Raw genomic sequence first — 22,693 nt, 5'->3', positions numbered from 1 at the left:
GAGTGCTGTTCGCTTTTCGAGTTCATACAAAAAGAGCTCTAATCACCAAGTGATTAGAACTCCAATATTTTGTTCACCAACAACAGTTGACGAAGAACCAAAAAAGGCTACCACTACTGATAACCTCTTTCTTACTGTATTTTCGTTTGGACGATGATCGGGAAAACAGGATTTGAACCTGCGACCCCTACGTCCCGAACGTAGTGCTCTACCAAGCTGAGCTACTTCCCGTTTGCTGTTTGAAAACAACAAAAATGCACCCAGTAGGAGTCGAACCTACAACCTTCTGATTCGTAGTCAGACACTCTATCCAATTGCGCTATGGGTGCATAAAGCTATTAAATTAAAAAATGCCGAGGACCGGGATCGAACCGGTACGGTCATCACTGACCGCAGGATTTTAAGTCCTGTGCGTCTGCCAATTCCGCCACCCCGGCAGGAATGAACATAAAAAGCGGAAGACGGGATTCGAACCCGCGACCCCCACCATGGCAAGGTGATGTTCTACCACTGAACTACTTCCGCACAATGCCGACTAGAGGATTCGAACCTCCGACCTCCTCATTACTAGTGAGATGCTCTGCCAACTGAGCTAAGTCGGCGAAAGTGATGATACACTATTTAGTTTTTAAACTAATGCGGGTGAAGGGACTCGAACCCCCACGTCGTAAGACACTAGAACCTAAATCTAGCGCGTCTGCCAGTTCCGCCACACCCGCATGGTGATACTGGTTAATGAGCCGTGACAGTCTCGAACTGTCGACCCTCTGATTAAAAGTCAGATGCTCTACCAACTGAGCTAACGGCTCAATGGAGGATACAGGGCTCGAACCTGTGACCCTCTGCTTGTAAGGCAGACGCTCTCCCAACTGAGCTAATCCTCCATGATGCTCAAAAGGTGAACAATTACGATCGACCTCTTTGAAACAACTATTATAGTTTATCATTCAGCCCATTGGCTGTCAACAACTTTTTTTAAGTTGTTGAATAGTTATTCAGAGCAATATGTCCTGTGTTTCAACTGCAAGAACTATATTACACGTCTTTTCTAAAAAAAGCTACCCCTTTTTCAAATTTCTTTAAACTATTTTAGAACGGGGGTTAGGCGCTACCAGTAGTTCCCCGTTAACTTTTGAGATCCAGCTGAGTTTAACTTTACTGCTAACGTTTATTTTATAAACCCAGCTATTAAGTCAATGAATAAGTTATCTATTTAACTTCATAAAAATGTATTTAAACGCCTTTACGCTATTAAAATAGCCGGCAACCGGCTAAGATTAACTGATTACCGGCTATTAAGCCTACTTTTGTGACACTATTACTCTTTAACGATCTTCGTCTGACCGCCCATGTATGGCTGTAAGACTTTAGGAATATCAACCGTGCCATCCGCATTTTGATAATTCTCTAAAATAGCAGCGACTGTCCGGCCAACTGCCAGTCCAGAACCGTTTAGGGTGTGCACATACTGCAGCTTACCGTTGTCATCACGGTACTGGATGTGGGCCCGACGTGCTTGGAAGTCAGTACAGTTTGAACAACTGGAAATTTCACGGTACTTGTCTTGGTAGGGTAGCCATACTTCAAGGTCATGGGTCATGGCTGCGGTAAAGCTCATGTCACTGGTGGTCAACGTGATCACGTGATGGGCAATCCCCAATTTCTTCAGCAGATCTTCTGCATGATTGGTCATTGTTTCCAAGGCATCCCATGATTCATCCGGCTTTGTAAATTGTACCATTTCAACCTTGTTAAATTGGTGCAACCGAATGAGTCCACGGGTATCGCGGCCAGCACTCCCAGCTTCAGAACGGAAAGCTGGTGTCAGCGCGGTAAACTTCACGGGTAACTTCTCAGTATCGATCACATCGTCACGGTAGTAATTGACCAGTGGCACTTCAGCAGTAGGAATCAGGGTCTCATCCGCTTCTTTTAACGAATAAACGTCTTCGGTAAACTTCGGGAATTGACCCGTCCCAAACATGGAAGCACTGTTGACCATGTAGGGTGGCAAGACTTCGGTATAGCCGGCCTTTTCGTTTTCGTCCAAGAAGAAGTTATACAGTGCTCGTTCCAGACGTGCACCTTGGCCGATGTAGTACAGAAAACGGCTGCCAGAAACCTTAGCACCACGTTCAAAGTCTAAAATTCCCAGCGCTTCACCGATCTCCCAGTGTGACTTTGGTTTAAAGTCAAAACTAGGAATATCGCCCCACTTCCGTAATTCAACGGAACCGTCTTCAGTTAAGCCGACCGGCACGTTATCGTTAGGAATGTTTGGCAGTCTTGAAGCTTTATCGTGGACTTCTTCAGCAATGGTCGTGAGCTGATCGTCCATGGCCTTAATGTCAGCACTCACCTGTTTCATCTGGGTAATCTTGTCTCCTGCATCCTCTTTGTTTCGCTTTAATTGCGAAATTTCATCGGAAACCTGGTTCCGAGTTGCCTTCATGGTTTCACTCTTAACGATCAAGTCACGGCGCTTTTGATCAGCAGCTAATAGCTCGTCAATTTCTGCGGCCTCAACGCCACGGGTAGCCAGCTTTTCCTTAACAAAGTCGGTTTCATTGCGTACTAATTTTAAATCAATCATAAATACTACTCCTCTCATTTTTTTGGCCCGCAAAAAAGCTTCCGCCCCAAAAATTGGGACGAAAGCTCGCGGTACCACCCAAGTTTGCAGTCTAACTGCACACTCAAACATCGGTAACGGCGATCAACCGTACAGGATTAACTGTCCGCTTTCATGTACTGGAGTTTCGATGAACGGATTCCACTAGCCCGTCTCTCTGAGCATCTACTTAAAGGCACATTGCGTTTTGTAATTGAACTCATTGTAAAATATTTGGCCCCTAAAAGCAACTCAGGGTTACAAATTTAATTCAGCAATCTTTTGATCGACCATTGAAAGGACCTTTTTTTGCGCACCAGTGTCTTCAACAAAATCAAATTCATCACCGTTGATCTGCATTTTAGGTGACTTATCATAATTTTGGTACCACTTCACGTAACGGGCATCCAACGTTTTGTAGTAGTCGTACAGTTCCGGATCCTTATCAACCTGTTCGTATGACCGGCCACGCTTCTTGATCCGCGTCAGCATCGTATCAAACGAAATATTAATGTGGATCAGCAGGTCAGGGTTCTTCTTTTCCTTGGTATTTGGCAACTCCTGCATCATGTTTTGAAGGAGAGAATTATAAATATCAGATTCAGTCTGGGTTGCGCGACCTAGATCAGCGTTCAACTTAAACAACAGTGAATCTTCAAAAATTGACCGGTCCAAAACGGATTCATCATCCTTAGAAGCTGCTTTGATACTATCTAGACGCTTATTGAGGAAGTAGATCTGCAGTAAGAAACCGTATTTTTTAGGATTCTTGTAGAATAACGGTAAAATTTCGTTATCCTCGACTGATTCATAAAAAGCTGGTTTGTTTAAGTGTTGCGCAAGTAAGTGGGTCAAACTGGTCTTCCCAGCCCCGATGGTTCCTGAAAGTACGATCATTGCTAATTTCTCCTTTAATCTCAAAAGTCAGTACTTCATATTGTATCATGGCTGACCGCAAATGCAATATGTTGGGGGTAATTTGTATCCTAGTGAGGTTTTACACAGTATTTAAACTAAAAAGAGCGCGATCCTCAGCCAATCAACTGACTAAAGATCACGTTCTTATTCACTATTTAATTAAATTAAAACCTAGTTATCATCGACATCTTCCTGCCGCTTATGCGGTGACACATCCACTTCATCTAGAGGAATAACGTGTGTCCGGTACTTGATTTTATACCAGAAGAATAGGATGAAGAACAGTGGGACACTCAGATAAGTCACACCGATCTGCTTCCAGTCAAAGCGAACGAAAGCTGATGGGTTTTGGCCGATAATGACTAAGATACACAAAACAAACGCTAAGATTGGACCAAATGGGAACCACTTAGCATGATACTTTAGTTCAGATAGTTGATGCCCCTGCTTAACGAAGGCGCGCCGGAACCGGAAATGAGAAATCGCAATTCCCACCCAAGCAATGAACCCGGTTAATCCAGACGCAGCAATCAGCCAAGAATAAACTTCTGGCCCGGTAATACTGGTAATAAAGGCAATCGCACCAACAATCGTGGTAGCAACTTGGGCCCGCAAAGGTACCCCGTGTTTAGTCGTGTGTTCAAAATACTTCGGTGCAAAATCGTCCAGTGCTAATGAATATAACATCCGTGACGAAGCATACATCCCAGAATTAGCGGCTGAAATAACTGATGTTAAGATAACGGCGTTCATGACACTGGCCGCTGCTGCTAACCCAGCCCGTTCAAAGACTAAAGTGAAGGGACTGATAGCAATATCGCTGGCTGAAGACCCCAGCAGTTTAGGACTGGTATAAGGAATCAGGCAGGCAATGACAAAGATTGCTAGAATATAAAACAGTAAGATCCGCCAGAATACTTGGTTGATCGCCTTTGGCACACTCTTTTCAGGGGTAGCTGATTCACCGGCTGTAATTCCGACTAATTCAGTCCCTTGAAATGAGAACCCAGCAACGACGAAGACACTTAAGATAGCTGGCACACCACCGACGAATGGCGCCTTCTTATAGGTAAAGTTTGAAAGACCGACTGCGTGACCGCCCATAATCCCAAAGATCGTTGCAAAACCGACAATCAAAAAGATAACGACAGTAACGACTTTGATCATGGCCATCCAGTATTCGGTTTCACCGAAGGCTTTAACGGTCAGCGCATTGATCATAAAAATCAGAAACAGGATTAACGTACTCCAGATCCAACCGGGCACGTTAGGCAGCCAGAACTTCATGACTAACGCCGCCGTACTAATGTCCACGGCTAACGTAATTGCCCAGTTAAACCAGTAGTTCCAGCCCATTGCAAACCCCAATGCCGGATCGACGTACTTAGTTGAATACGTTGCAAACGATCCTGATACCGGCATGTTGGTTGCCATTTCACCCAGGGAAGTCATTAAGAAATAAACCATGATTCCTAGAGCAACGTAGGCTAAAAGCCCACCACCAGGACCCGCCGTTGAAATCGCTGACCCACTGGCAACGAATAGCCCGGTCCCAATACTACCGCCTAACGCGATCATTGAAAGGTGTCGGGTCTTGAGCGAACGCTTAACCTCGTTACCACCATTGCCACTTGTTTGATTCGCCATTACTTACACTCACTTTCCCTCTCATTTTTGCCAACAAAAAAGGCCGCCTGCAGCTACCTGCGAGACGACCTAAGAGTCATTCTACCGTAGGAAGCTCTCCGCAACACATCGTTGCGACAGTTCCAGCCTTCTTAGGACTGGCCCCAGCTCCGCGTGTTATTAGCCACGGCGAGCTTCGGCAAATGACCCTTTAACTTTCAATCACAGAACCTAATCGTTCTCCTGAAAGCGACTCTTGTCATTCGCGCCTCTTCTTTTGATGCATTTAATACTAAACCGTTCCCACTTAAAATGCAAGCACGGTTTAGTTTGGCCGGTCTAGCCGGTAGATGATCTCGGTTTTGCCAGGTTGATAGATGGCATGAGCTGAATGCGTAAATTGATCAACGTAATCAAAACCGAGATTTTCCAAAACTCGCTGTGAACGCCGATTATCATCTAAAATACTGGCCCAGATCGTCTTCAATAACTGCTGGTCAAATACCGTTTTAACCAAACTCGTAGCTGCTTCCGTCATGATACCTTGACCCCAGTATAAGCGGTTTAAGACGTACCCGATCTCAGCTGAATCCGCTTCTTGTTCACCGTTCTGGCCAATTTTGGGGTAAAACCCCACACTGCCGATCACTCGCTGTGTCAGCGTTTCAACGATGGCAAACACCATTCCCTGCTTAATGGCCGTCTGCAGCAAATACGCAGCATCCGTCTTGTGATGGGCATACTGAAAACCAGCCGCCTTAGCGTTTTTAGGATCGCCAACGATGGCGAAATAGTCGTCCAGATCAGACTCAACAAATTGCCGAATCATCAGCCGTTCTGTTTGAATATTAATCATCTATCAACCGTACCCTTTTTATCGTAGTCCAAAATGCGTTAAACTATTGTTACTGAATCTGATTTAACACACTGTTGGGTTAATTTAATTATAGATTACAATTAGGATGATGACTATGCAAATTATTAAAGAATCACTGGGCGACGATACCGCCGCTTACTTACAAGGTTACTTGAGACAAACCGATCCCGATAACCCCGATCAAACCTATCCAGCAATTATTGTGGTTCCGGGGGGCTCTTACACCCACATTCCAGAACAGCAGTCGGAAACTCTGGCAATGGCGTTTGCTAACTTGGGCTACCAAGCCTTTTACCTGCGCTACAGCTTTGTGGCTGAAAAACAGCCGCTGCACCCGGCACCGCTAGTTGAACTAGGCAAATCGATGGCCTTGCTGAGACAGCACGCCGCTGACTGGCTCATTGACCCTGCAAGCATTGCAATTGCTGGCTTTTCTGTAGGTGGTCATATCGTGGCCCTTTACAACGATTACTGGGCTTCAGAATGGTTAGCTGGTCAAGTTGGCGCAACGGCTGATGAGCTACAGCCACAAGCGATCTTGCTGGGCTATCCTGTGATCAGTCCTAAACTGGGCTTTCCCACTAAAGACGGGGTACTGGCACAATGGGCTGATGATCCTGACGTTATCGCAGCCGATGAACACGTTAACGCGCACAATGCGCCAACCTTTATCTGGGCGACCGCGGATGATTCGCTGGTTCCGTCAGCCAACAGTCTGGCCTACGCTAGTGCCTTGAATATCGCCCAAATTCCGGTTGAGCTGCACCTCTTCAATCACGGTCCCCATGGGCTGGCTCTGGCTAACCATCTAACCGCTTGGAAGCGTGACGCCGACCAGCCGCACGTGGCCCATTGGCTAGATCTCGCTGAAGAATGGCTGAATGCCACGTTGTAATATCATCGAATCTGCTTCGAGTTAACAATAAAGGTATTTCGTTCAACCAGTCGACAAGTCCCACTACATTAATTAAAAACAGGCGAACAGTCAAAGATTGACTGCTCACCCGTTTTTTTGATACTCTCAATAAAATTAATAAAATGAACGCTCCAATAATTTGACCCGTGATAATTTTGGCGCTAACCAGATATATAACCACTCACTGATCTGCAGCCAAGCATAGGCCAACAACATGGCACCAATGGTATCAGTTGGATAATGGGCACCCAGATAGATTCGTGACCAGGCCAGCAAGAGCAACCAGATAATCATCACGGTTCTTACTAAAATAGCCTGCCAGTCTTTTTTGATCATCGGCACCACTACGATCCAAATAATGGCAATAATTAACGTCATGCCGAAAACGTGGCCACTGGGAAAACTAAACCCGTTATCACTTGCCAGATGACCAATTGGCCGTGGCCGAGCGACAATGTGCTTAACCAGCGTGGCAATCACATCGCCACCGATTAAGGTACCCAGTGCCCATAGCGCGGGAATACGATATTTAAATCCCCACAGTAGAAACGCAATAATCAGAACCCAGATAATGGCAAACGTGGGACTGCTCAGAGATGAAATGAGTTTCATCACCGCTTCTTTGGTACCGGATTGATGTTTTTGAACAACTTGAATCATGACGCTGTCCATGAATTCTAATAGCCCAGATTGTGCCATAACGACGGCTGCTAAAAAGACGAACAGCCCACCGCTGACTAATAAGCGAAACGGTCGATCCCGCTCTTTTTGAATAATCATTGTTGCTTCCTCCCAATATTGATAACAAATTGATATTGCGAAATTGAGTATAGCATAGATTATCACACGCCTGATATTGGATTCAGATTGTTATTAGAAAATTTAGAAATATCAGGGCGGAATTGTATCCGGATACACCGATTTTCACATACCCAGATAATCAAAAATATGCTAAAGTTGGTGAGGTGGATTTTACTGACAGTACAAGAGAGGAATTTATCATGATTCAAACAATGTTAATAATGATGGGGGTCGGCCTATTTGCGGGAATTGCCGGTGCAATTCTTGGCCTTGGCGGTGGCATTATCATCACCCCCGTGCTGACGTTAATGATGGGCTTAGATATCAAGTATGCGATTGGCGCAAGTATTATCGCTGTGATCGCAACAAGTTCGGGATCCACAATTGCTTACCTGAAAGATGAAGTCCTAAACCTACGAGTAGCCATGTTTCTGGAAATCGCAACTACCATTGGCGGGATCGCTGGCGCGCTGCTCACTGGCGTTTTAGATCCCAAGTATCTCTATCTCCTATTTGGTGCACTGCTGGTCTTTTCCGGCTGGAACATGTGGCGCAAGTTAAGACGGGGACAAGAGAGCTTAAACAACGTTAAAGCTGACCCCATTGCCACTAAATTAAAGCTGAACGGCTCCTATTTCGATAAGGCCGAACTTAAACGGGTCGATTATCAAGTTGAACAGGTTCCCCAAGGTTTTCTAGTCATGCTGGGGGCTGGACTAGCCAGCGGCATGTTAGGCATCGGTTCAGGAGCTTTTAAAGTCACCGCCATGGATACCTTTATGAAAATGCCGCTGAAGCCATCATCTGCAACTAGTAATTTAATGATGGGAGTCACTGCCGCAGCTAGTGCCACAGTGTATTTCTTTAACGGGTCAATTTTGCCTAATATCGCGGTACCGCTAGCGTTAGGTATCCTCGTTGGCGCTGTTATCGGTTCACGAATCATGCAAGTGCTGCCTGCCCGCGTAATTCGGATAATCTTTATTCCAGTCATTTTATTTATTGGGCTGCAGATGCTGTATAAGGGAATCATTGGAGGTTAATCACATGGACGATCAATCACATCAAAATAGCGCAACTGAAAACGAAATGGACCACATTGAAGTGATCATTGGCCGCATCCTGCAAATTGGTGTTGTGGTTGCCGCAGTTATCATGCTCTTCGGCTTAATCTTATTATTAGTTCATGGCGGTAACGGCGGTTATCCAGTTGGTCATCAGCCAACCACCATCAGCGCCATCATTTCCGGTACGGTGGCTTTAAAGCCTTACGCAGTCATGATGGTCGGGATGTTCTGTTTGATCATAACTCCCGTTTTACGGGTGGTCGTTTCCATTTACGCGTTCTACAAAGAACACGACACCCTTTACGTTTGGATTACGTCCACCGTTTTAATCATCCTATGTATTAGTTTTATCATCGGGCATACCGTTTAGAAAAGGCTACACCATAGGCCCTATATTGGTCAGTATTTCAATTGACCGCCTAACTGTAAACAGTAAAAAGACAACCATTTGTTTAATACTTCAATATGGCCTAATCATGCTCCAAAACTCAGATTCCGGCCATTTAACCCAATAATGCCCATCCCGACAAAGTTCGCCGGAATGGGCATTATTGGGTTAAATTCTGGAATCTACCGAGTTTTTCCGCACACTCTTTTTACAATCGCGGATTATGCCGATGCTCATGGCGCCAGCGACTGGACACTGACAGCATTAACCTTGCCTGAACTCGATTAACCATTTCAGCTAATAAAAAGCCAAAGGCAATCGACCCCGAAATGATCATAACTTGCAGTAAAAAACTAATCGCCTCGGAAACGTTGCCCAGCGCAAAGTTTTTCACCATTTGATACGCCTGCCCACCAGGAACAAACGGTACCAGTGCTGGAATATTGAAGTTGATGACGGGCATTTTTTTATACCTAGCAGCTTGCATACTTAAAATACCGATGATCAGCGCCCCAATCAAATTTGCAAAGGCAATCCCCATGTTAGCCATCATGCAGAGCCGATAAAACAGAAAACTGAGCGCACCGATCCAGCCACCAATATTAAGCCCTCGCCGCGGGACGTTTAGCAGTACGCCAAAGGTAATCGTCCCAATATACGTTAAGATTAAATCCATTATTAAATTCCGCATTGATTCATCCTCACATTGCTTGCAGGATCATGGCGATCCCGCTGCCAATTGCCACGGCACTCATTAAAGCTTCCATGCCCCGAGCAATCCCACTGACCAGATCACCGGCTAAGATATCTCTTACCGCATTAGTTAGCGGTACACCAGGGACTAACGGCATCACACTCCCAATAATAATGTCATCAGCATTGGTTCCAAGGTGAAATCTAACTGCTAAAATCGCTAAAATACCGATTACTGTGGCGGCTAGAAACTCGCTCAAAAAGCGGACCCTCGCTAGTTGGCTCATCCCGTAGAAGACGCCCCAGCCAATCAAGCCAATTAAACAGCTAACTAAAAAGTCCGGGTAGTTACCACGAAAAACGACTTCCAAAGTCCCGCTTACCAGACCCGCAGAGATCAACTGCAGCCAAAGTGGAAAATAGCGGGGGTGCTGGTCTAAATGTGTCAACCGGTCATCAAACTGCTTTAGACTAATTTTGTGGGCCGCAAAATGCCGTGACAGATCGTTCACCTGGGTAATTTTCTCCAGGTCGATCGAACGTGATTTCACCGGTTCGATCTGGGCGTTTTCTTCACCCGAAATCGACATCATGATCCCGGTGATCGTCACGTAAACTTTACTATCAGGATACCCGGCATTTAACGCGATCCGTTGAATCGTATCTTCCACTCTGGCAACTTCGGACCCATTTTCGATCATGATACGCCCTGCATGCAACGCGGTTTTAATCATCAAATGGCCCTGATCATTTGTCATACCCACCATCTCCGTTTGCTAACATTCTGCTTTAAATTATACGTTGCAAGGCAATGTTGCGCTATCCTTAATTACGTGAATTGATAACTTTTTGTTCGAATCAATCCAAAACAGAAAGAAATTCAGCATATTTAACAAATTACCGGTTATAATTAAAAATACAAGTGTCACTTAGAAATGAGGTAAATGATCAAATGACTTATTATTTATGTGCCATCTTCACTTTAATTAGCGCCCTAGTTAGTTTTGGTTTCTCCATTGAAGCCTACATAACTGCCAAAAAGCAGCCAGCAAGCGGGCTGACCACTGCCAAGTACGCCGTATCCAGAAGTTTCGCAATCGTGATTGTTGCCATTGGTTTAGTCATCTTTATTTCACGGCCCTATTTAATTGGCCTGGCCACGATCATGATCTTGATCCAATTATTCGACGGTTTGATTGGCTTAAAAGTAAGCCTGTTCAAAACCGTTGGTCCGCTGCTGACCGCTTTAGTCAACGCTATTTTGCTGTTCTTGATTTTATAACCCTAACCTTCATTAAGGTACACTAAAAGAAGCTAGCACCCACATCAGGTGACTAGCTTCTTTTAGTGTACCCTTTTAGCACCCTTATTCGACAAAAATATAGTGCGCAGCCTTGTAGCCAATCGTTAGATCCTGTTTATCGGTTAGATTAGTCACCAAAACGGGGCCTTCAAACGGATCGTGTTTGTTAACTCTTAACTGATCACCAATGTCCAATTTAATATCACCCAAATAAGTCAGTAGATCATGGTTATCAATAAACCGGGAAACTGTGACCGTTTGACCGTCTTTTACCGCATTTAAGATCAAGTGAGATTCGCTTTCAAAGTGGCCGTTACGATCAGGAATTGTCCCACCATGAGGACAGGTTTTCGGATGGTCCAACGCATCATCCATGGCATTGGCTAATTTTTCGCTGGTCACGTGTTCCAGCTTTTCAGCTTCAACATCCAAGTCGGGCAACGCAAAATCTAACTTTTTAACCAAAAAAGTTTCCCATAAACGGTGCTTGCGAACCAATGTTACCGCTTTCTTACGACCAGAATCAGTCAGCGAAATACCAGCATACGGTTCGTGGTTAACGAGCCCTTCCTCAACCATTTTATTGATCATTTCAGTGACTGAACCCGCTGCAATGTTCAAACTAATGGCAATCTGTTTATTCGACACCTTCTCGCTTGCGCCACCAAGTTCAAAGATAATCTTTAAATAATCCTCTTTCATGGGTGTCATACTATCTTACTCCTTGCTATTCTTCATTTTGTCGGTTTAAAAGTTGCTGATCAAAGTCTTCATTAAGAATCATTTCTTCATTGCGTCCGCGAATATCTTCTGCCTGTAGCGTGACATGACAAATACCGTACTTTTTAGCTAAAACTTCCTCGACCTGATGATAGATCGGTTCAGCTTCACTCAGCAGCATATCGCGCATATTAATATGAGCAGAAAACATGATACGATTTTCATCAATCATCCAGACGTGAATGTGATGCACACTTGTAATCCCGTCAATCTGCATTAAATCTTTCTTAATGGCCTCGTAATCCATTTGTGGTGCTCCTTGCATCAAGATCGTAATGGTGTGGCGGACAATCGGCCATGACTCAAATGTAATATAAGCCGCCACTATGATCGTGATAATTGGGTCAATGATAGTAACATTGTACCACTGAATCATGATTGCACCGAAAATAACACCAATTGATGATAACGTATCACTGAGTAAGTGTAAATAAGTGGCTTTCATATTCAAATTATGCTTTGAACCGCGGTGCATTAAAACGGCTGAAGCCAAATTAGCAACCAGCCCAATAATTGCCACCGTCATCATAAGTCCGCCATTGATCGTTTCAGGATGACTTAGTCGTTTAATGGCTTCGACCACCAAAAAAATCGACACGACGATCAACAATAACGCATTCAGCATAGCAGCCAAAATCTGCGCCCGGCCATAACCAAAGGTATTACGTTCGTCTTCGTCCCGTAGACTAATTCGATGGGCGATGTAGCTAATCACAATGGAAAAAGTATCACCTAGGTTATGAAAGGCATCGGATAGCAGCGACAAACTGCCAGACAATAAGCCACCAATCGCTTCAACGATTGTGATCACTCCGTTTAAAACGGTGACTACGAAAAATTTTTTACCCGACATTTGTTTATCTTCTGCCATACCGATTCCCCCTACAAGGTTATACTATCACATTTTTAGGGAAAATCAGCTAACAAGTTAGGCAGTTCAAACCAAAAGAACGCTCACCCGAGGGCAAACGTTCTTATCATACTAGTGGGTTTTTACAAGTACCCCAGCTGTCGTTAGTTTTTCATAAGCAAAATCATGAACCGATGTCTGTGAATCAGCTAATACTTCAACGGTACCCGTATCACTGAAACCAGCCTTCTTGATAATATGCTGCATCCCCTTATTATCCGGATGCGTGTCGATTCGAATGCCATTAATCGAAGAATTAGCTTCGATCTCCTTAAAAATAGCTGCAAATAGTTTCCCGGATAGCCCTTGTCCGCGATGGTTAGCGGATACGGCAACCCGGTGGATGGCAACGTACGTATCGTCGTGCGTCAGCCAATCACCATCAATAACTTGGTAACTTTCGTCTGGTGCTGGAATGACCGCAGCCGTTCCTAACACTTCGTAACCTTCAACTAAGACCACTGTGTGCCCATTTTGAATGTCGTTGACCAAAACGCTGGTATTGGGATATCCCCCCTGCCATTGATCAATGTGTTGAGCCGCCAGGTGGGCTTTCCCATCCTGGATGATTGATTCGATTTGTGGTAAATCCTTCATTTCTGCGCGACGTAAATACATTTGTTCCACCCCTTTATTATTCACAATATTTTGATAGTTTAAACCCAATGCTCATGAATGTCTAGGAAATTCGTTTGAATTTTTTCTAATAATTTCATGAAGGATTTTCTAATCTCAAAAGCTTGCTAAACGGGGATTGGAAACGGGTAAAATATGGGGGTTCACAGGAAGTTTGTGAAATGGAATTGATGGTGGTTTGTCGATGTGTTGTTAGTTTCGGTTTATCAGTTAGTGTTGCGGAAACCTAAATTCACTAAGTTAACGATTCAAGTTTGGTTCATTGCTTTTAACTAGCTGAATCAGGTTCCAGAAAGCAGGTAGTTGCATGTAGTGAGTCATTACGTAATTTGCCAAGCCCAGGCAAATTAGTTCATTGCTTTTATCTAGCCGAATCGGGTTCCACAACTCAGATTCCGGCCGTATAAAGCAACCAAGCCTTAGTTCATTACTCTTACCTAGCTGAATCGGGTTCCAGAAAGCAGGTAGTTGCATATAGTGAGCCAATCACGTAATTTGCCAAACCCAGGCAAATTTCGCAATTGGCTCACTACACTCCACTACCTAACCGCTTTCTTCCACACCTTACACGAAAAGGTCCCCTCAGTTTTTCACTGAAGGGGCCTTCCGAGTGGCAGGGTGACCGGCTAGCACTGGGAAAATCAATTTCTTAATTTTCGCTTACCCGTCAATCAGATACGATTACTGGCCCAGCTTACACTGGACACTCAAAGCGCATTTTAGCGCCATCCATGGCAATGCTGTCACGTTTAGCAACTAGCGACGTTTAACAAACTACATTCAAAGCCAAACTTCAAAAGTATTTCCAGTATTAGTGAGTCATATCCTGTCACTATAGTAAGAATAACATTATCAAACCCTAATGAACACCTATTGAACCTGTCTTTGTGTGAATTTCATCAGCAAACCATACAGCAACATACTCAAGACGATCACCACAAACGTTGCCCCAATCGAGTTCGCAATCACGGTCACGTGCTTTAAACCGATGTAGCAGGCCACTGACACCACCCAAACTAAAATGGCGATCCAATTAACACCACCCTGATACCAATACTTCCCGTGAACCTTGGTGAAGTCCGCAATCTGATATTGGCGATGACATAACCAGAAATAGTCGACTAAGAAGATGCCAATCTCGGGTCCCAGTACCATACCGATACCATCCAGAAAAGCCGTAAAAATCGTTAGAAACGACGCTACAAAAAGTGGTAAAAACGTTACTGCACAGGCAATTAAGGTGACCACCCACAGACTGACCTTCAGACTTAACCGCCGAGTCATATTAGTAAGTGCCGAGCCGGCTGACATCAAGTTCACCGCGTTGGCAGTCGTACTGGTTAAAATAATGACGATCATGGCTAGAAAACCTAATCCCAGTTTACTAGCAATCGTACTGGGGTCCGAGTTATTGGGATCAAAATGGTTCAACGTAATAGCCGTCCCAATCGTGGCAATGACGCCAATAAAGGCGAACCAGAAAAGGCCAAGGTTAGCCCCCAAAAAGGAAGCTTGGGTCGCGTTTCTTTTGACGCCAGTAAAGCGGGAAAAATCACTGGCCGCCGTTACCCAGGCCAAGTTGAAAGCTGCTAGAACATCAATAGCAGCGCCTGACGTCATTTTGAGATCATGCGGTGGCTGCCAGTTCAAAATTTCATGGAACGAAACAGTTTTAAACACTACAATCGATTCCCAAATCACGAAGATAAAAACCAAAACGATGCCGATTCGTTCAATCAGTTGAACTGACCGCTGCCCGACTGAAACACTGAGGAGGTGAAACACACTCATGACGAGGATTCCGACAACCACTCCCATAGTTCCGCCCGGTTTACCGTAGACTGGCCAGCCAAACAAGTCATGAAACAGGAAACTCATCGAGGTGGCCGCAATAAACGTATTCACGGCCGCCCAGCCGATAAACTGAACCAGATTAATGACGGAAGGCAACAGACTGCCTCGTAATCCAAAGGACGCCCGCGTTAAGGTCATGGCTGTGAGCCCCGTTTTATACCCCATATAACTCGCTGCTGCTAATAAAAGATACGAAATAATGCCAGTTATAATTAAGGTTGTTGAAGCCGTTAAGAACCCACAGGCTGCAATCACACCGCCGATATACCAAGTACCGTTATTGGCATTGGCACCAACCCAAGTGGCAAACATATCCCAGTAAGACATGTGCCGGGCTGCCATTGGAATTGCGGGGACCCGTCCTAACCCATTTTTCGCCAACTAAAACACTCCTCATTGATCATTTTATAGTATATCTGCTATTGCTCACACAAAAACACCCCTATGCCCGCGGGTATAGAGGTGTCGTGTTTATTGCTGTTGTCAGCGCCGACCCTTTATTAGCCTCACGGGACTAAATTTAAAAGGTTATTGATTGAGCTAAGTATAAATTTCAGCCCGTTACATGTCAAGCAGCATTAGCAGACCGTCAGCTGATTGACTAAACGATCTGGTGCCACTCCGCTTCATCCGCCCGGGAAATATCATTCAAAAATTTCAGCACCCGTTGCGCCCGTTTTTCCTGCTGGGCAAAGAGGTTGTTCAACCCAGCGCCAGTTGTCAGCGGTTGGCCTAGCTTCAGTTGTTTATCCTGCCGCTCCCCTTCCGCAAAGGCCACGACCATTTCACCCGTATCGATCGTGGTAAACAGGAAAAATAGGCTGTAGGGATCATCGTCTTCCAGATAGGCTGGCATGGCCCAGATGCCCTCCTGCAATTCACGCAGTTCGGATTCACCGAACCGGTAGTCCCGGTGATTCTTTTGGTTAATGGGCGTCTTCAAAAACAGCATCATTTCAGCAAATTTATCGTCACCCAGCTTTAAAGCTGGTTTATCATCTTCACTCAAGTTTGGCCCTCCTTTAAACATTTAAGCTCTATTTTACCAGTTCTTAGTAGTGATTGTCTGCTGGAAGCAATCAAAATCCTAGAAATTTGTGGGTTCATTAAACGTTCATCGTCTCCCCTTTAAGAACACCTTGACGCTGACAAATTTTTAAGGTACTGTTAATGACAATTGAAGACCAAATAAATTCAGACAGGGAGCTGATTTTTGATGAACATGTTAGCAACGACGATTGGCGGCAGAACCTTTAATAACTGCATGATGAATGCAGCGGGGATCCGTTGTCAAAGCAAGCAAGATTTAGACGCACTGGTGCAGTCGGATGCCGGGGCCTACGTCACTAAAAGCGCGACGCCTCAAAAGCGGGCTGGTAACCCATCACCGCGGATGCACACGCTGCCCCATGGCAGTATTAATTCGATGGGTCTACCCAACAACGGTTTGGATTACTACTTAAACTACGTCATTGCCGACCAGCAAAAGCGGCCTGGAACGACGAACTTTTTGTCCGTTGCTGGGACCAGTTTGGCAGATAACCTTGCCATGCTGCATCAGATTCAAGCTTCTGAATACACCGGTTTTGTTGAATTAAACTTATCTTGCCCCAACGTTCCTGGTAAACCGCAAGTCGGTTATGACTTTGATCGGGTGCATACCGTTTTGGATCAGGTATTCGACTTTTATACCAAACCGCTGGGTGTTAAGTTGCCACCGTACTTTGATCTGGTTCATTTTGACCAGATTGCGGCAATTTTGAATCAGTACCCGCTCACCTTTGTCAACTCGATCAACAGTATCGGTAACGCCCTCGTTGTTGACCCTCAGTCTGAACAAGTCGTTATTCGGCCAAAGGGTGGTTATGGTGGCATTGGCGGTGCGTCTGTCAAGCCCACTGCCCTCGCTAACGTCCGTGGCCTCGCGTTACGGCTGAAACCAGAAATTGCGATCGTCGGCACTGGTGGCATTTTAAACGGCGTCGATGTGTTTGAACACATCCTCTGCGGCGCTTCTATGGTTCAAATCGGGACGCAGTTTGGTTATGAAGGCATCCCACTCTTTGACAGGTTAGCTACTGAACTGACCGATATCATGAAAAAGAAGGGCTATACCAGCATCGATGATTTTCGGGGTAAATTAAAAACTTTTGATGATTAATTAAATAGCAAAGGGATTGTGCCAATCAGCATTGATTGGTACAATCCCTTTTTTGCTTACTTATGATGATCCCGCAACTCCGCTAATTCAGAGCGGATCTCAGAGAGAATTTCGATCTGTAATTTTTCAATCTCCAGCGTATGGGGAATTTGATTTTGCGATAAATGATCCAGTTTAGCGTGCAAGATGCGTAATTCATGTTCTGATTTCAGATTCACGTGAAAATCATTTTCAGCAGCCATTCGGTCACGGTCTGCCGAACGGTTCTGACTCATCATGATGATGGGCGCTTGAATCGCTGAAATACAGCTTAAAACTAGGTTCAGCAGGATAAAGGGGAACCGGTCAAAGTGAATGCCGAATAATTGCAGACTGTTCACCAGCATCCAGGAAATTAAAACAAAGATAAAAATGCCAATAAAGCCCCAGCTACCACCGAAACGCGCCACATCATCCGCAATCCGCTCACCGAACGTCAAACTTTTAGTGAGGGTTTCGTTCACATCAGTGATCTCATAGTCATCGCTTTGCATCGCCCGGGTCAGCTTCCGGTTGATTTTTTGACTCTGTTTCAAATCTGAGCTGATCATTGCATCAACGTTGGCTAACCGGTATTTTAATAAATGATGCCCGCAAATAAAATCGGTGACCTTGGCTTGGGGATAGTCCTGCTTGACCCGCTGCCGAATTGCAGTGGACAGATCAGCTAGGTACAGGCCCTCATCAACGTGGTACTCTTGATCATCCACGATACAGTGGACCGTTAAATTCTCCGCCATGATTTTCACTCCTCTCGTCAATAGTTTAACGCAAAACCACCCGCTGCAAAACGACTGTTTTGCAGCGGGTGGTTTTTGGAAATCGTCTGAGTATGCTGTAGCAAAATTAAAGGTGACAGACTATGTCGCCAGCAACGGTTTATTCTATGACTAAGTCTTTTTCAACAAATGGCTTTTTAGCAGCTTTTAAAGATGCCTTGATCTCAGCCATGTGCTTAACAAACTTGTCGTCTTTAAGGTCACAGTCAAACCACGATAGTTCAGAAAGATTCTCATCCATTTGCTCTAAAATCTTTGCAATCGCCTGCTGTGACACATCGTTAGTTGTCATCAAATTCACTCCTTAGTCGTTTTTATAGTTGCTATAATACAGACATTCTAGAGAATAGCAAGCGTTTTACACTAAAAAGTTTATTATGAGATGAATTCTTAACTTACAGTCGTTTTCAACATGATTTGCTCAGATAATCATTCAATAAACTGCATTTATTTTCAAATTGCTCATTTAATCACTTTTGCCATATCAGCCGGTAATTCAGCCTCAAAATGCCGTGGCGCATCCGTCACTGGATCTTGATAATCTAATTGGTACGCATGAAGAGCTTGCCGGGTGATTTGCTCCATTGGCCCACCATACAGCTCATCGCCAAGTAGCGGATGGCCGATTGAACGAAAGTGGGCACGAATCTGATGGGTCCGGCCCGTATGCAGCAAGACTTCCACTAACGTCCAGTTAGTACTGCGCTGACGCACCCAATACTCGGTCCGTGCCGCCTTGCCGTCCGGTGCCACAATCTGATCAAACCCGTTGTCCGAACGTCTTAACGGTGCGTCAATCATATCATGGTCCAAGTCGAGTTGGCCACTGACAATTGCCAAATAACGTTTTTTAAGCCGGTGATCAGCTAACTGCTGATTCAACCAGGAATTCGCTAATCGGTGCTTAGCAATTAGCACCAGCCCACTAGTATCACGGTCTAACCGAGTAATGATGTGGGGCACTAAATTCTGATCGCCACTGGCAACCAAATGCCCCTTAATGCGGTTAACCAGCGTATCAGTACGGTTACTGGGTCCCGGAACAGAAGTCAGTCCAGCTGGTTTCAACACCACCAGTGTATTGGCATCTTCATTAATGATCTGGATCGGCTCAGAACTGACCGGGACTGCCGGATCTGCTGGTTCCACTGGTACGACCAAGGTCACCTGATCATCCGGCTGCACCTTAACAGCCGGTTTCTTAGACACCCCGTTGACCAGTATTTGGCCGTTACTTTGATTTAACTGCGTAAACATCCGGTGACTGACCCCGTGCTGACTCAAGACCTGTTTGGCAGATAAGCCCGGTTCGTTGACCGTCCACGTAAATTCCATTGATTCGCTCCGCTCCAATCTCACTGCTGTGCTATTAGTTGGTTTAAAATTCTTCTAAGTGATGGATAACGATCACCATCCAAATGGTTTTTGACTCTAAATTCACCAATCATCCGTTCAGAATACTGATCTGGATCCAGTTTCATCGTGCTGGTGTCCAGCGGTTCCTCATCCGTGATTACAGCATCTAACACGATGGGCTGCTTGTCACCAGTGGCTAAATGGTGCTCAATCGTTTGAATAGCAGCTTTCAACGTTTGATCATTAGTCACACGCAGTCCAATGGCACCCATGTTTTCAGCGACTCCAGCCCAGTTGGCATTCATAAATTTCAAACCATAATCACTTTGACCGACCTTCGCTTTTTCTTGCCGAATGAACCCGTAGCCACCGTTTTCCAGCACAACGTTGATCACTGGCAACTGATACTGCACTTGAGTCAGCAGATCTTGCACTACCATTGAAAAACCGCCGTCGCCAGAAACCGTGATCACCCGTTTGTCTGGATAACTCAGTTGTGCTGCGATTCCCGCCGATAGGCCGTAACCCATGGCACCGAACCAGGCTGACATGGTCATCTCCTGACCGTCACCAAAGGGCAGCATCCGCGTTGACCAGACCATATTATTGCCAATATCCAAACCATAGATGGTATCCGGCGTCGCTAACTGTGCTACCTCGCGTAAAACCGCCTCAGCCGTCAGTAACCCTGCTGGCCGGGCAGCCACGCGTTCATCTAAATACCCCCGCCAGTTTTGGCGCGCAACGTGGCGGGCCTTGAGAAAATCACTGGCTGGTACCTGATCAGGCTGTGTCTTTATAACCTGTGTTAAATAGGTCTTCGCATCCGCTTGAACCAGTTGTACCGCTGGGAACTGCTCACCCAATGCTTGACTATCCTGATTAATTTGAATCGTTTTAATGGTATGCGGCATAAAGCGCATGAACGGGTAGCTGGTCCCGACCATCACGACCAGATCAGCCATGTGCATGGCTTCAAAAGCCGGTTGCGTCCCAACCGTTCCCAGTGAGCCTAAATTATTTTCAAAGTTACTGGCAACGTAACCAACTGCTGGCGCGGTGGTCACTACCGGTAAGCCAAATTTTTGCGAAAAGGCGGCAACTTCTGTTTGAGCATACCGAATCCCCTTCCCCACGAACATGACTGGTCGCTTGGCCTGCTTGATCAGCGAAACGGTTTGAGCGACTTGCGCGTCAGTTCCTGCCAAGACCGGCTTAGCCAGACGATGAACTGGCATGGGCTCATAATTAATTTCTACATTGGCTAGGTCATCTGGAATAATGACGATTGATGGCGACTGGGTTGCATAAGCCGTCTGAATCGCCGCTCGAATCGTGCCTGGAATCTGCTTAGCATCACTGACCTGGCGATGAAAGGTATCTAGCCCAGCAAACAGTTCATCTTCATCCATATCCTGCAAATAATGGGTGTTGATCGTACTGGTGGTCACGTTACTGATGATCACCAGCATGGGGGTGTGGTCCATCTTCGCATCGCACAGGCCATAAATCAGATGAATCGCACCCGGTCCCACTGCTGCCAATGCCACACCAATCTTACCCGTCAGCTTCGACTCAGCCGCTGCCGCCAGTGCGCCAACTTCTTCGTGGCGAACCTGAATGTAGCGGATCAGATCCTGCTCGGCAGCAAAACCGTCGATCAGCGAATCAGCGGGAATACCATAAACGTGGTCAACTTGCCAATTTGCCAACTCTTTTACCAGTGCTTGAGATGCTTTCATCTGTGCCATGATTGAGATTCCTCCTACTTATAGATTACCTTCATTCTACCATGCTAAACCCGTAAAGAATTGCTTAGCAGGTACTTTCAATACCCGGCAGAAATCAACGCTTGCAGATCATTAAACGCGTAGCTGACCTTTTGGCTATCATCTCCCAGTCCGCCCTGCAGATCTGAACGGCGATTCTGAATTTGAAACCGCCAAACTTGGTTCATGGCTAATCGGTATAAAGCTGGCTGCCTAGTCACTGCAAAGATCCGGGCGGCAATCGCATAGTTTGCCGCTGATTCACCCCAGTTACTAACTGCACCACTGACTTCATAACGGTTATATAGCGTACTGTTGGTAACCTGATGAGCCAGCCACCGCAAGGACGATTCCTTCAGATGTTTAACTTCTGCCAAATGCAGCAGTGTTAATAGTGCTTCAGAGGTGTTTAATGGACTGGTCGAATATTGTCGTCGAGTCCAGTTATAATTCGCCGCGTACAATGGCAACTGAGAACCCAGATAGCCCTTTTGAATCAGTTGAAGCTGACCATCAAAAATAGATTTAGTTTCATATTCTCGCATGGTCAACAGGTCGTAGTAAGCCATTGAAGTCAGCGAACTGACCTGGTGGAATTGTGTATCATAAAAATCTCTTAATTGGCCGTGTCTCCCAACCTTGCGTTTCAAATCAGCAAAGCGTTGAATCGCTTTGATTTGATAATGATCATTATGGGTTTTAACTGCATACAGCCCCAGACTGCGAATCACTCGTAAATCATCTAAGGTCGCATTCATCTTGGATTGTTGCCGATTGCCTGTTTGAACTTGATACATCAACAAACCATCGTTCTCAAAATTCATCACCGTTTGCTGGTAGGCTTGCCGGAATTGGGTGTTCTGACCAGACTGCGCCAAATAAATTAGCCAGAGCCCAGCAGTTTCAGAAAGCATAGGATGCGCATCATTGCCTAACGAATTTTGACTGTTGACACCTTTGGCGGTCACCAAGTTAGTAGTCACAAATCTAGCCAGTTGATTCACCCGCTCTTGATCATCCTTATACTTCGTAGACGGTATAAACTCAGTGGTCGGTTTGCTGGGCACAGGGACACTAGCGCGTTTATGACCACAACCTTGAATTAACACAACAGCGAATAATCCACATAATAGCAGCTGAATTCGTTTCATAATCAAATCTCCTGTTTATCTAAAGCGATATTTCGGTTATACTACTAAAAAGAACGTT

22 protein-coding genes, 8 tRNA genes and 1 riboswitch are annotated in these 22,693 nt (G+C 45.4%); of the genes, 5 read left to right on the top strand and 25 right to left on the bottom strand.

The features are described from left to right. Positions 1-157: 157 nt before the first annotated feature. From FFM73_RS05080 to FFM73_RS05025, 12 genes are all read right to left on the bottom strand, one after another. A tRNA-Pro gene (locus FFM73_RS05080) sits at positions 158-231 on the bottom strand. A 24-nt stretch (positions 232-255) separates the two neighbouring features. Further along, positions 256-329 (bottom strand) — tRNA-Arg (locus FFM73_RS05075). A 22-nt stretch (positions 330-351) separates the two neighbouring features. After that, a tRNA-Leu gene (locus tag FFM73_RS05070) sits at positions 352-437 on the bottom strand. Positions 438-453: 16 nt separating this feature from the next. After that, positions 454-525 (bottom strand) — tRNA-Gly (locus tag FFM73_RS05065). Positions 526-529: 4 nt separating this feature from the next. Continuing rightward, positions 530-602, bottom strand: a tRNA-Thr gene (locus tag FFM73_RS05060). 35 nt (positions 603-637) lie between these two features. Next, positions 638-719 (bottom strand) — tRNA-Leu (locus FFM73_RS05055). A 17-nt stretch (positions 720-736) separates the two neighbouring features. Continuing rightward, positions 737-809, bottom strand: a tRNA-Lys gene (locus FFM73_RS05050). 2 nt (positions 810-811) lie between these two features. Next, positions 812-884: transfer RNA gene (locus FFM73_RS05045), tRNA-Val, on the bottom strand. 434 nt (positions 885-1,318) lie between these two features. Further along, positions 1,319-2,593 (bottom strand): serine--tRNA ligase, encoded by a 1,275-nt coding sequence (gene serS, locus FFM73_RS05040; RefSeq protein ID WP_137630697.1) that lies wholly within the window; start codon positions 2,591-2,593, stop codon positions 1,319-1,321. A 276-nt stretch (positions 2,594-2,869) separates the two neighbouring features. Further along, complete coding sequence (locus FFM73_RS05035) at positions 2,870-3,508, bottom strand: deoxynucleoside kinase (RefSeq protein WP_137630696.1); 639 nt, start codon at positions 3,506-3,508, stop codon at positions 2,870-2,872. Positions 3,509-3,700: 192 nt separating this feature from the next. After that, positions 3,701-5,176 carry an amino acid permease gene (locus FFM73_RS05030; RefSeq protein ID WP_137630695.1) on the bottom strand — a complete coding sequence of 492 codons (1,476 nt, stop codon included), beginning with the start codon at positions 5,174-5,176 and terminating at the stop codon, positions 3,701-3,703. An 83-nt stretch (positions 5,177-5,259) separates the two neighbouring features. After that, a riboswitch (Lysine riboswitch) is annotated at positions 5,260-5,437 on the bottom strand. 43 nt (positions 5,438-5,480) lie between these two features. Continuing rightward, the gene (locus tag FFM73_RS05025) at positions 5,481-6,011 is read right to left on the bottom strand and encodes a GNAT family N-acetyltransferase (protein ID WP_137630694.1); all 531 of its coding nucleotides are present in this window, start codon (positions 6,009-6,011) and stop codon (positions 5,481-5,483) included. Between the two features lie 115 nt (positions 6,012-6,126). Here FFM73_RS05025 and FFM73_RS05020 point away from each other — a divergent pair, with 115 nt between their 5' ends. Further along, positions 6,127-6,927 carry a lp_1002 family arylesterase gene (locus FFM73_RS05020; protein ID WP_137630693.1) on the top strand — a complete coding sequence of 267 codons (801 nt, stop codon included), beginning with the start codon at positions 6,127-6,129 and terminating at the stop codon, positions 6,925-6,927. A 135-nt stretch (positions 6,928-7,062) separates the two neighbouring features. Here the strand turns inward: FFM73_RS05020 and FFM73_RS05015 are convergent, their stop codons facing one another. Then, the gene (locus FFM73_RS05015) at positions 7,063-7,728 is read right to left on the bottom strand and encodes a phosphatase PAP2 family protein (protein ID WP_137630692.1); all 666 of its coding nucleotides are present in this window, start codon (positions 7,726-7,728) and stop codon (positions 7,063-7,065) included. A 221-nt stretch (positions 7,729-7,949) separates the two neighbouring features. Between FFM73_RS05015 and FFM73_RS05010 the strand changes: the two genes are divergently transcribed. Further along, positions 7,950-8,792 (top strand): sulfite exporter TauE/SafE family protein, encoded by an 843-nt coding sequence (locus FFM73_RS05010; protein ID WP_137630691.1) that lies wholly within the window; start codon positions 7,950-7,952, stop codon positions 8,790-8,792. Positions 8,793-8,796: 4 nt separating this feature from the next. Continuing rightward, positions 8,797-9,186, top strand: a complete 390-nt coding sequence (locus tag FFM73_RS05005; protein ID WP_137630690.1) for a DUF1634 domain-containing protein — start codon at positions 8,797-8,799, stop codon at positions 9,184-9,186. Between the two features lie 226 nt (positions 9,187-9,412). Here the strand turns inward: FFM73_RS05005 and FFM73_RS05000 are convergent, their stop codons facing one another. Further along, the gene (locus FFM73_RS05000) at positions 9,413-9,895 is read right to left on the bottom strand and encodes a threonine/serine exporter family protein (RefSeq protein ID WP_137630689.1); all 483 of its coding nucleotides are present in this window, start codon (positions 9,893-9,895) and stop codon (positions 9,413-9,415) included. 10 nt (positions 9,896-9,905) lie between these two features. Then, positions 9,906-10,655: a threonine/serine exporter family protein gene (locus FFM73_RS04995; protein ID WP_137630688.1), complete on the bottom strand. Its 750-nt coding sequence runs from the start codon at positions 10,653-10,655 to the stop codon at positions 9,906-9,908. Between the two features lie 194 nt (positions 10,656-10,849). Here FFM73_RS04995 and FFM73_RS04990 point away from each other — a divergent pair, with 194 nt between their 5' ends. Beyond that, positions 10,850-11,179, top strand: a complete 330-nt coding sequence (locus FFM73_RS04990) for a hypothetical protein (RefSeq protein ID WP_137630687.1) — start codon at positions 10,850-10,852, stop codon at positions 11,177-11,179. Between the two features lie 84 nt (positions 11,180-11,263). Here the strand turns inward: FFM73_RS04990 and FFM73_RS04985 are convergent, their stop codons facing one another. From FFM73_RS04985 to FFM73_RS04965, 5 genes are all read right to left on the bottom strand, one after another. Next, positions 11,264-11,911: a metal-dependent transcriptional regulator gene (locus FFM73_RS04985; RefSeq protein ID WP_137630686.1), complete on the bottom strand. Its 648-nt coding sequence runs from the start codon at positions 11,909-11,911 to the stop codon at positions 11,264-11,266. A 16-nt stretch (positions 11,912-11,927) separates the two neighbouring features. Further along, positions 11,928-12,851, bottom strand: coding sequence for a cation diffusion facilitator family transporter (locus tag FFM73_RS04980; RefSeq protein WP_137630685.1), 924 nt, complete (start codon positions 12,849-12,851; stop codon positions 11,928-11,930). 111 nt (positions 12,852-12,962) lie between these two features. After that, positions 12,963-13,508 (bottom strand): GNAT family N-acetyltransferase, encoded by a 546-nt coding sequence (locus FFM73_RS04975; RefSeq protein ID WP_137630684.1) that lies wholly within the window; start codon positions 13,506-13,508, stop codon positions 12,963-12,965. Between the two features lie 888 nt (positions 13,509-14,396). Continuing rightward, positions 14,397-15,761 (bottom strand): cytosine permease, encoded by a 1,365-nt coding sequence (locus tag FFM73_RS04970; protein WP_373278633.1) that lies wholly within the window; start codon positions 15,759-15,761, stop codon positions 14,397-14,399. A gap of 220 nt (positions 15,762-15,981) precedes the next feature. Further along, complete coding sequence (locus FFM73_RS04965) at positions 15,982-16,389, bottom strand: hypothetical protein (protein ID WP_235874458.1); 408 nt, start codon at positions 16,387-16,389, stop codon at positions 15,982-15,984. Positions 16,390-16,596: 207 nt separating this feature from the next. On the opposite strand from FFM73_RS04965, the gene FFM73_RS04960 reads away from it, so the two are divergent. After that, entirely contained in the window at positions 16,597-17,541 is a 945-nt protein-coding gene (locus tag FFM73_RS04960) for a dihydroorotate oxidase (RefSeq protein WP_171001211.1), read from the top strand. 56 nt (positions 17,542-17,597) lie between these two features. On the opposite strand, the gene FFM73_RS04955 is transcribed toward FFM73_RS04960, so the two are convergent. From FFM73_RS04955 to FFM73_RS04935, 5 genes are all read right to left on the bottom strand, one after another. Next, positions 17,598-18,320 (bottom strand): DUF1003 domain-containing protein, encoded by a 723-nt coding sequence (locus FFM73_RS04955; RefSeq protein ID WP_137630682.1) that lies wholly within the window; start codon positions 18,318-18,320, stop codon positions 17,598-17,600. A gap of 139 nt (positions 18,321-18,459) precedes the next feature. After that, the gene (locus tag FFM73_RS04950) at positions 18,460-18,651 is read right to left on the bottom strand and encodes a hypothetical protein (protein WP_137630681.1); all 192 of its coding nucleotides are present in this window, start codon (positions 18,649-18,651) and stop codon (positions 18,460-18,462) included. 170 nt (positions 18,652-18,821) lie between these two features. Next, a complete protein-coding gene (locus tag FFM73_RS04945) occupies positions 18,822-19,694 on the bottom strand; it encodes an RluA family pseudouridine synthase (protein WP_137630680.1) in 873 nt (290 codons plus the stop codon). Between the two features lie 20 nt (positions 19,695-19,714). After that, entirely contained in the window at positions 19,715-21,466 is a 1,752-nt protein-coding gene (locus tag FFM73_RS04940) for a thiamine pyrophosphate-dependent enzyme (protein WP_137630679.1), read from the bottom strand. Between the two features lie 77 nt (positions 21,467-21,543). Next, positions 21,544-22,635, bottom strand: a complete 1,092-nt coding sequence (locus FFM73_RS04935) for a glycosyl hydrolase family 8 (RefSeq protein WP_137630678.1) — start codon at positions 22,633-22,635, stop codon at positions 21,544-21,546. Positions 22,636-22,693: the final 58 nt, after the last annotated feature.

Origin of the sequence: Secundilactobacillus hailunensis (genome assembly GCF_005405185.1) — a bacterium.
GTDB lineage: Bacteria > Bacillota > Bacilli > Lactobacillales > Lactobacillaceae > Secundilactobacillus > Secundilactobacillus hailunensis.
The sequence above is the reverse complement of the archived record's forward strand: the minus strand, read 5'-3'. Positions and strand labels throughout refer to the sequence as shown.

Bases quoted from the DNA above. Each gene is read 5' to 3' on its own strand.
- FFM73_RS05020 (WP_137630693.1), top strand. From the start codon at position 6,127: ATGCAAATTATTAAAGAATCACTGGGCGACGATACCGCCGCTTACTTA.
- FFM73_RS04985 (WP_137630686.1), bottom strand. From the start codon at position 11,911: ATGACACCCATGAAAGAGGATTATTTAAAGATTATCTTTGAACTTGGT.
- FFM73_RS05025 (WP_137630694.1), bottom strand. From the start codon at position 6,011: ATGATTAATATTCAAACAGAACGGCTGATGATTCGGCAATTTGTTGAG.
- FFM73_RS05005 (WP_137630690.1), top strand. From the start codon at position 8,797: ATGGACGATCAATCACATCAAAATAGCGCAACTGAAAACGAAATGGAC.
- FFM73_RS04975 (WP_137630684.1), bottom strand. From the start codon at position 13,508: ATGTATTTACGTCGCGCAGAAATGAAGGATTTACCACAAATCGAATCA.
- FFM73_RS05035 (WP_137630696.1), bottom strand. From the start codon at position 3,508: ATGATCGTACTTTCAGGAACCATCGGGGCTGGGAAGACCAGTTTGACC.
- FFM73_RS04950 (WP_137630681.1), bottom strand. From the start codon at position 18,651: ATGACAACTAACGATGTGTCACAGCAGGCGATTGCAAAGATTTTAGAG.
- FFM73_RS05030 (WP_137630695.1), bottom strand. From the start codon at position 5,176: ATGGCGAATCAAACAAGTGGCAATGGTGGTAACGAGGTTAAGCGTTCG.
- FFM73_RS04940 (WP_137630679.1), bottom strand. From the start codon at position 21,466: ATGGCACAGATGAAAGCATCTCAAGCACTGGTAAAAGAGTTGGCAAAT.
- FFM73_RS05000 (WP_137630689.1), bottom strand. From the start codon at position 9,895: ATGCGGAATTTAATAATGGATTTAATCTTAACGTATATTGGGACGATT.
- FFM73_RS04955 (WP_137630682.1), bottom strand. From the start codon at position 18,320: ATGGCGGAGAATTTAACGGTCCACTGTATCGTGGATGATCAAGAGTAC.
- FFM73_RS05015 (WP_137630692.1), bottom strand. From the start codon at position 7,728: ATGATTATTCAAAAAGAGCGGGATCGACCGTTTCGCTTATTAGTCAGC.
- FFM73_RS05010 (WP_137630691.1), top strand. From the start codon at position 7,950: ATGATTCAAACAATGTTAATAATGATGGGGGTCGGCCTATTTGCGGGA.
- FFM73_RS04960 (WP_171001211.1), top strand. From the start codon at position 16,597: ATGAACATGTTAGCAACGACGATTGGCGGCAGAACCTTTAATAACTGC.
- FFM73_RS04945 (WP_137630680.1), bottom strand. From the start codon at position 19,694: ATGGAATTTACGTGGACGGTCAACGAACCGGGCTTATCTGCCAAACAG.
- FFM73_RS04995 (WP_137630688.1), bottom strand. From the start codon at position 10,655: ATGACAAATGATCAGGGCCATTTGATGATTAAAACCGCGTTGCATGCA.
- FFM73_RS04935 (WP_137630678.1), bottom strand. From the start codon at position 22,635: ATGAAACGAATTCAGCTGCTATTATGTGGATTATTCGCTGTTGTGTTA.
- FFM73_RS04980 (WP_137630685.1), bottom strand. From the start codon at position 12,851: ATGGCAGAAGATAAACAAATGTCGGGTAAAAAATTTTTCGTAGTCACC.
- FFM73_RS04990 (WP_137630687.1), top strand. From the start codon at position 10,850: ATGACTTATTATTTATGTGCCATCTTCACTTTAATTAGCGCCCTAGTT.
- serS (WP_137630697.1), bottom strand. From the start codon at position 2,593: ATGATTGATTTAAAATTAGTACGCAATGAAACCGACTTTGTTAAGGAA.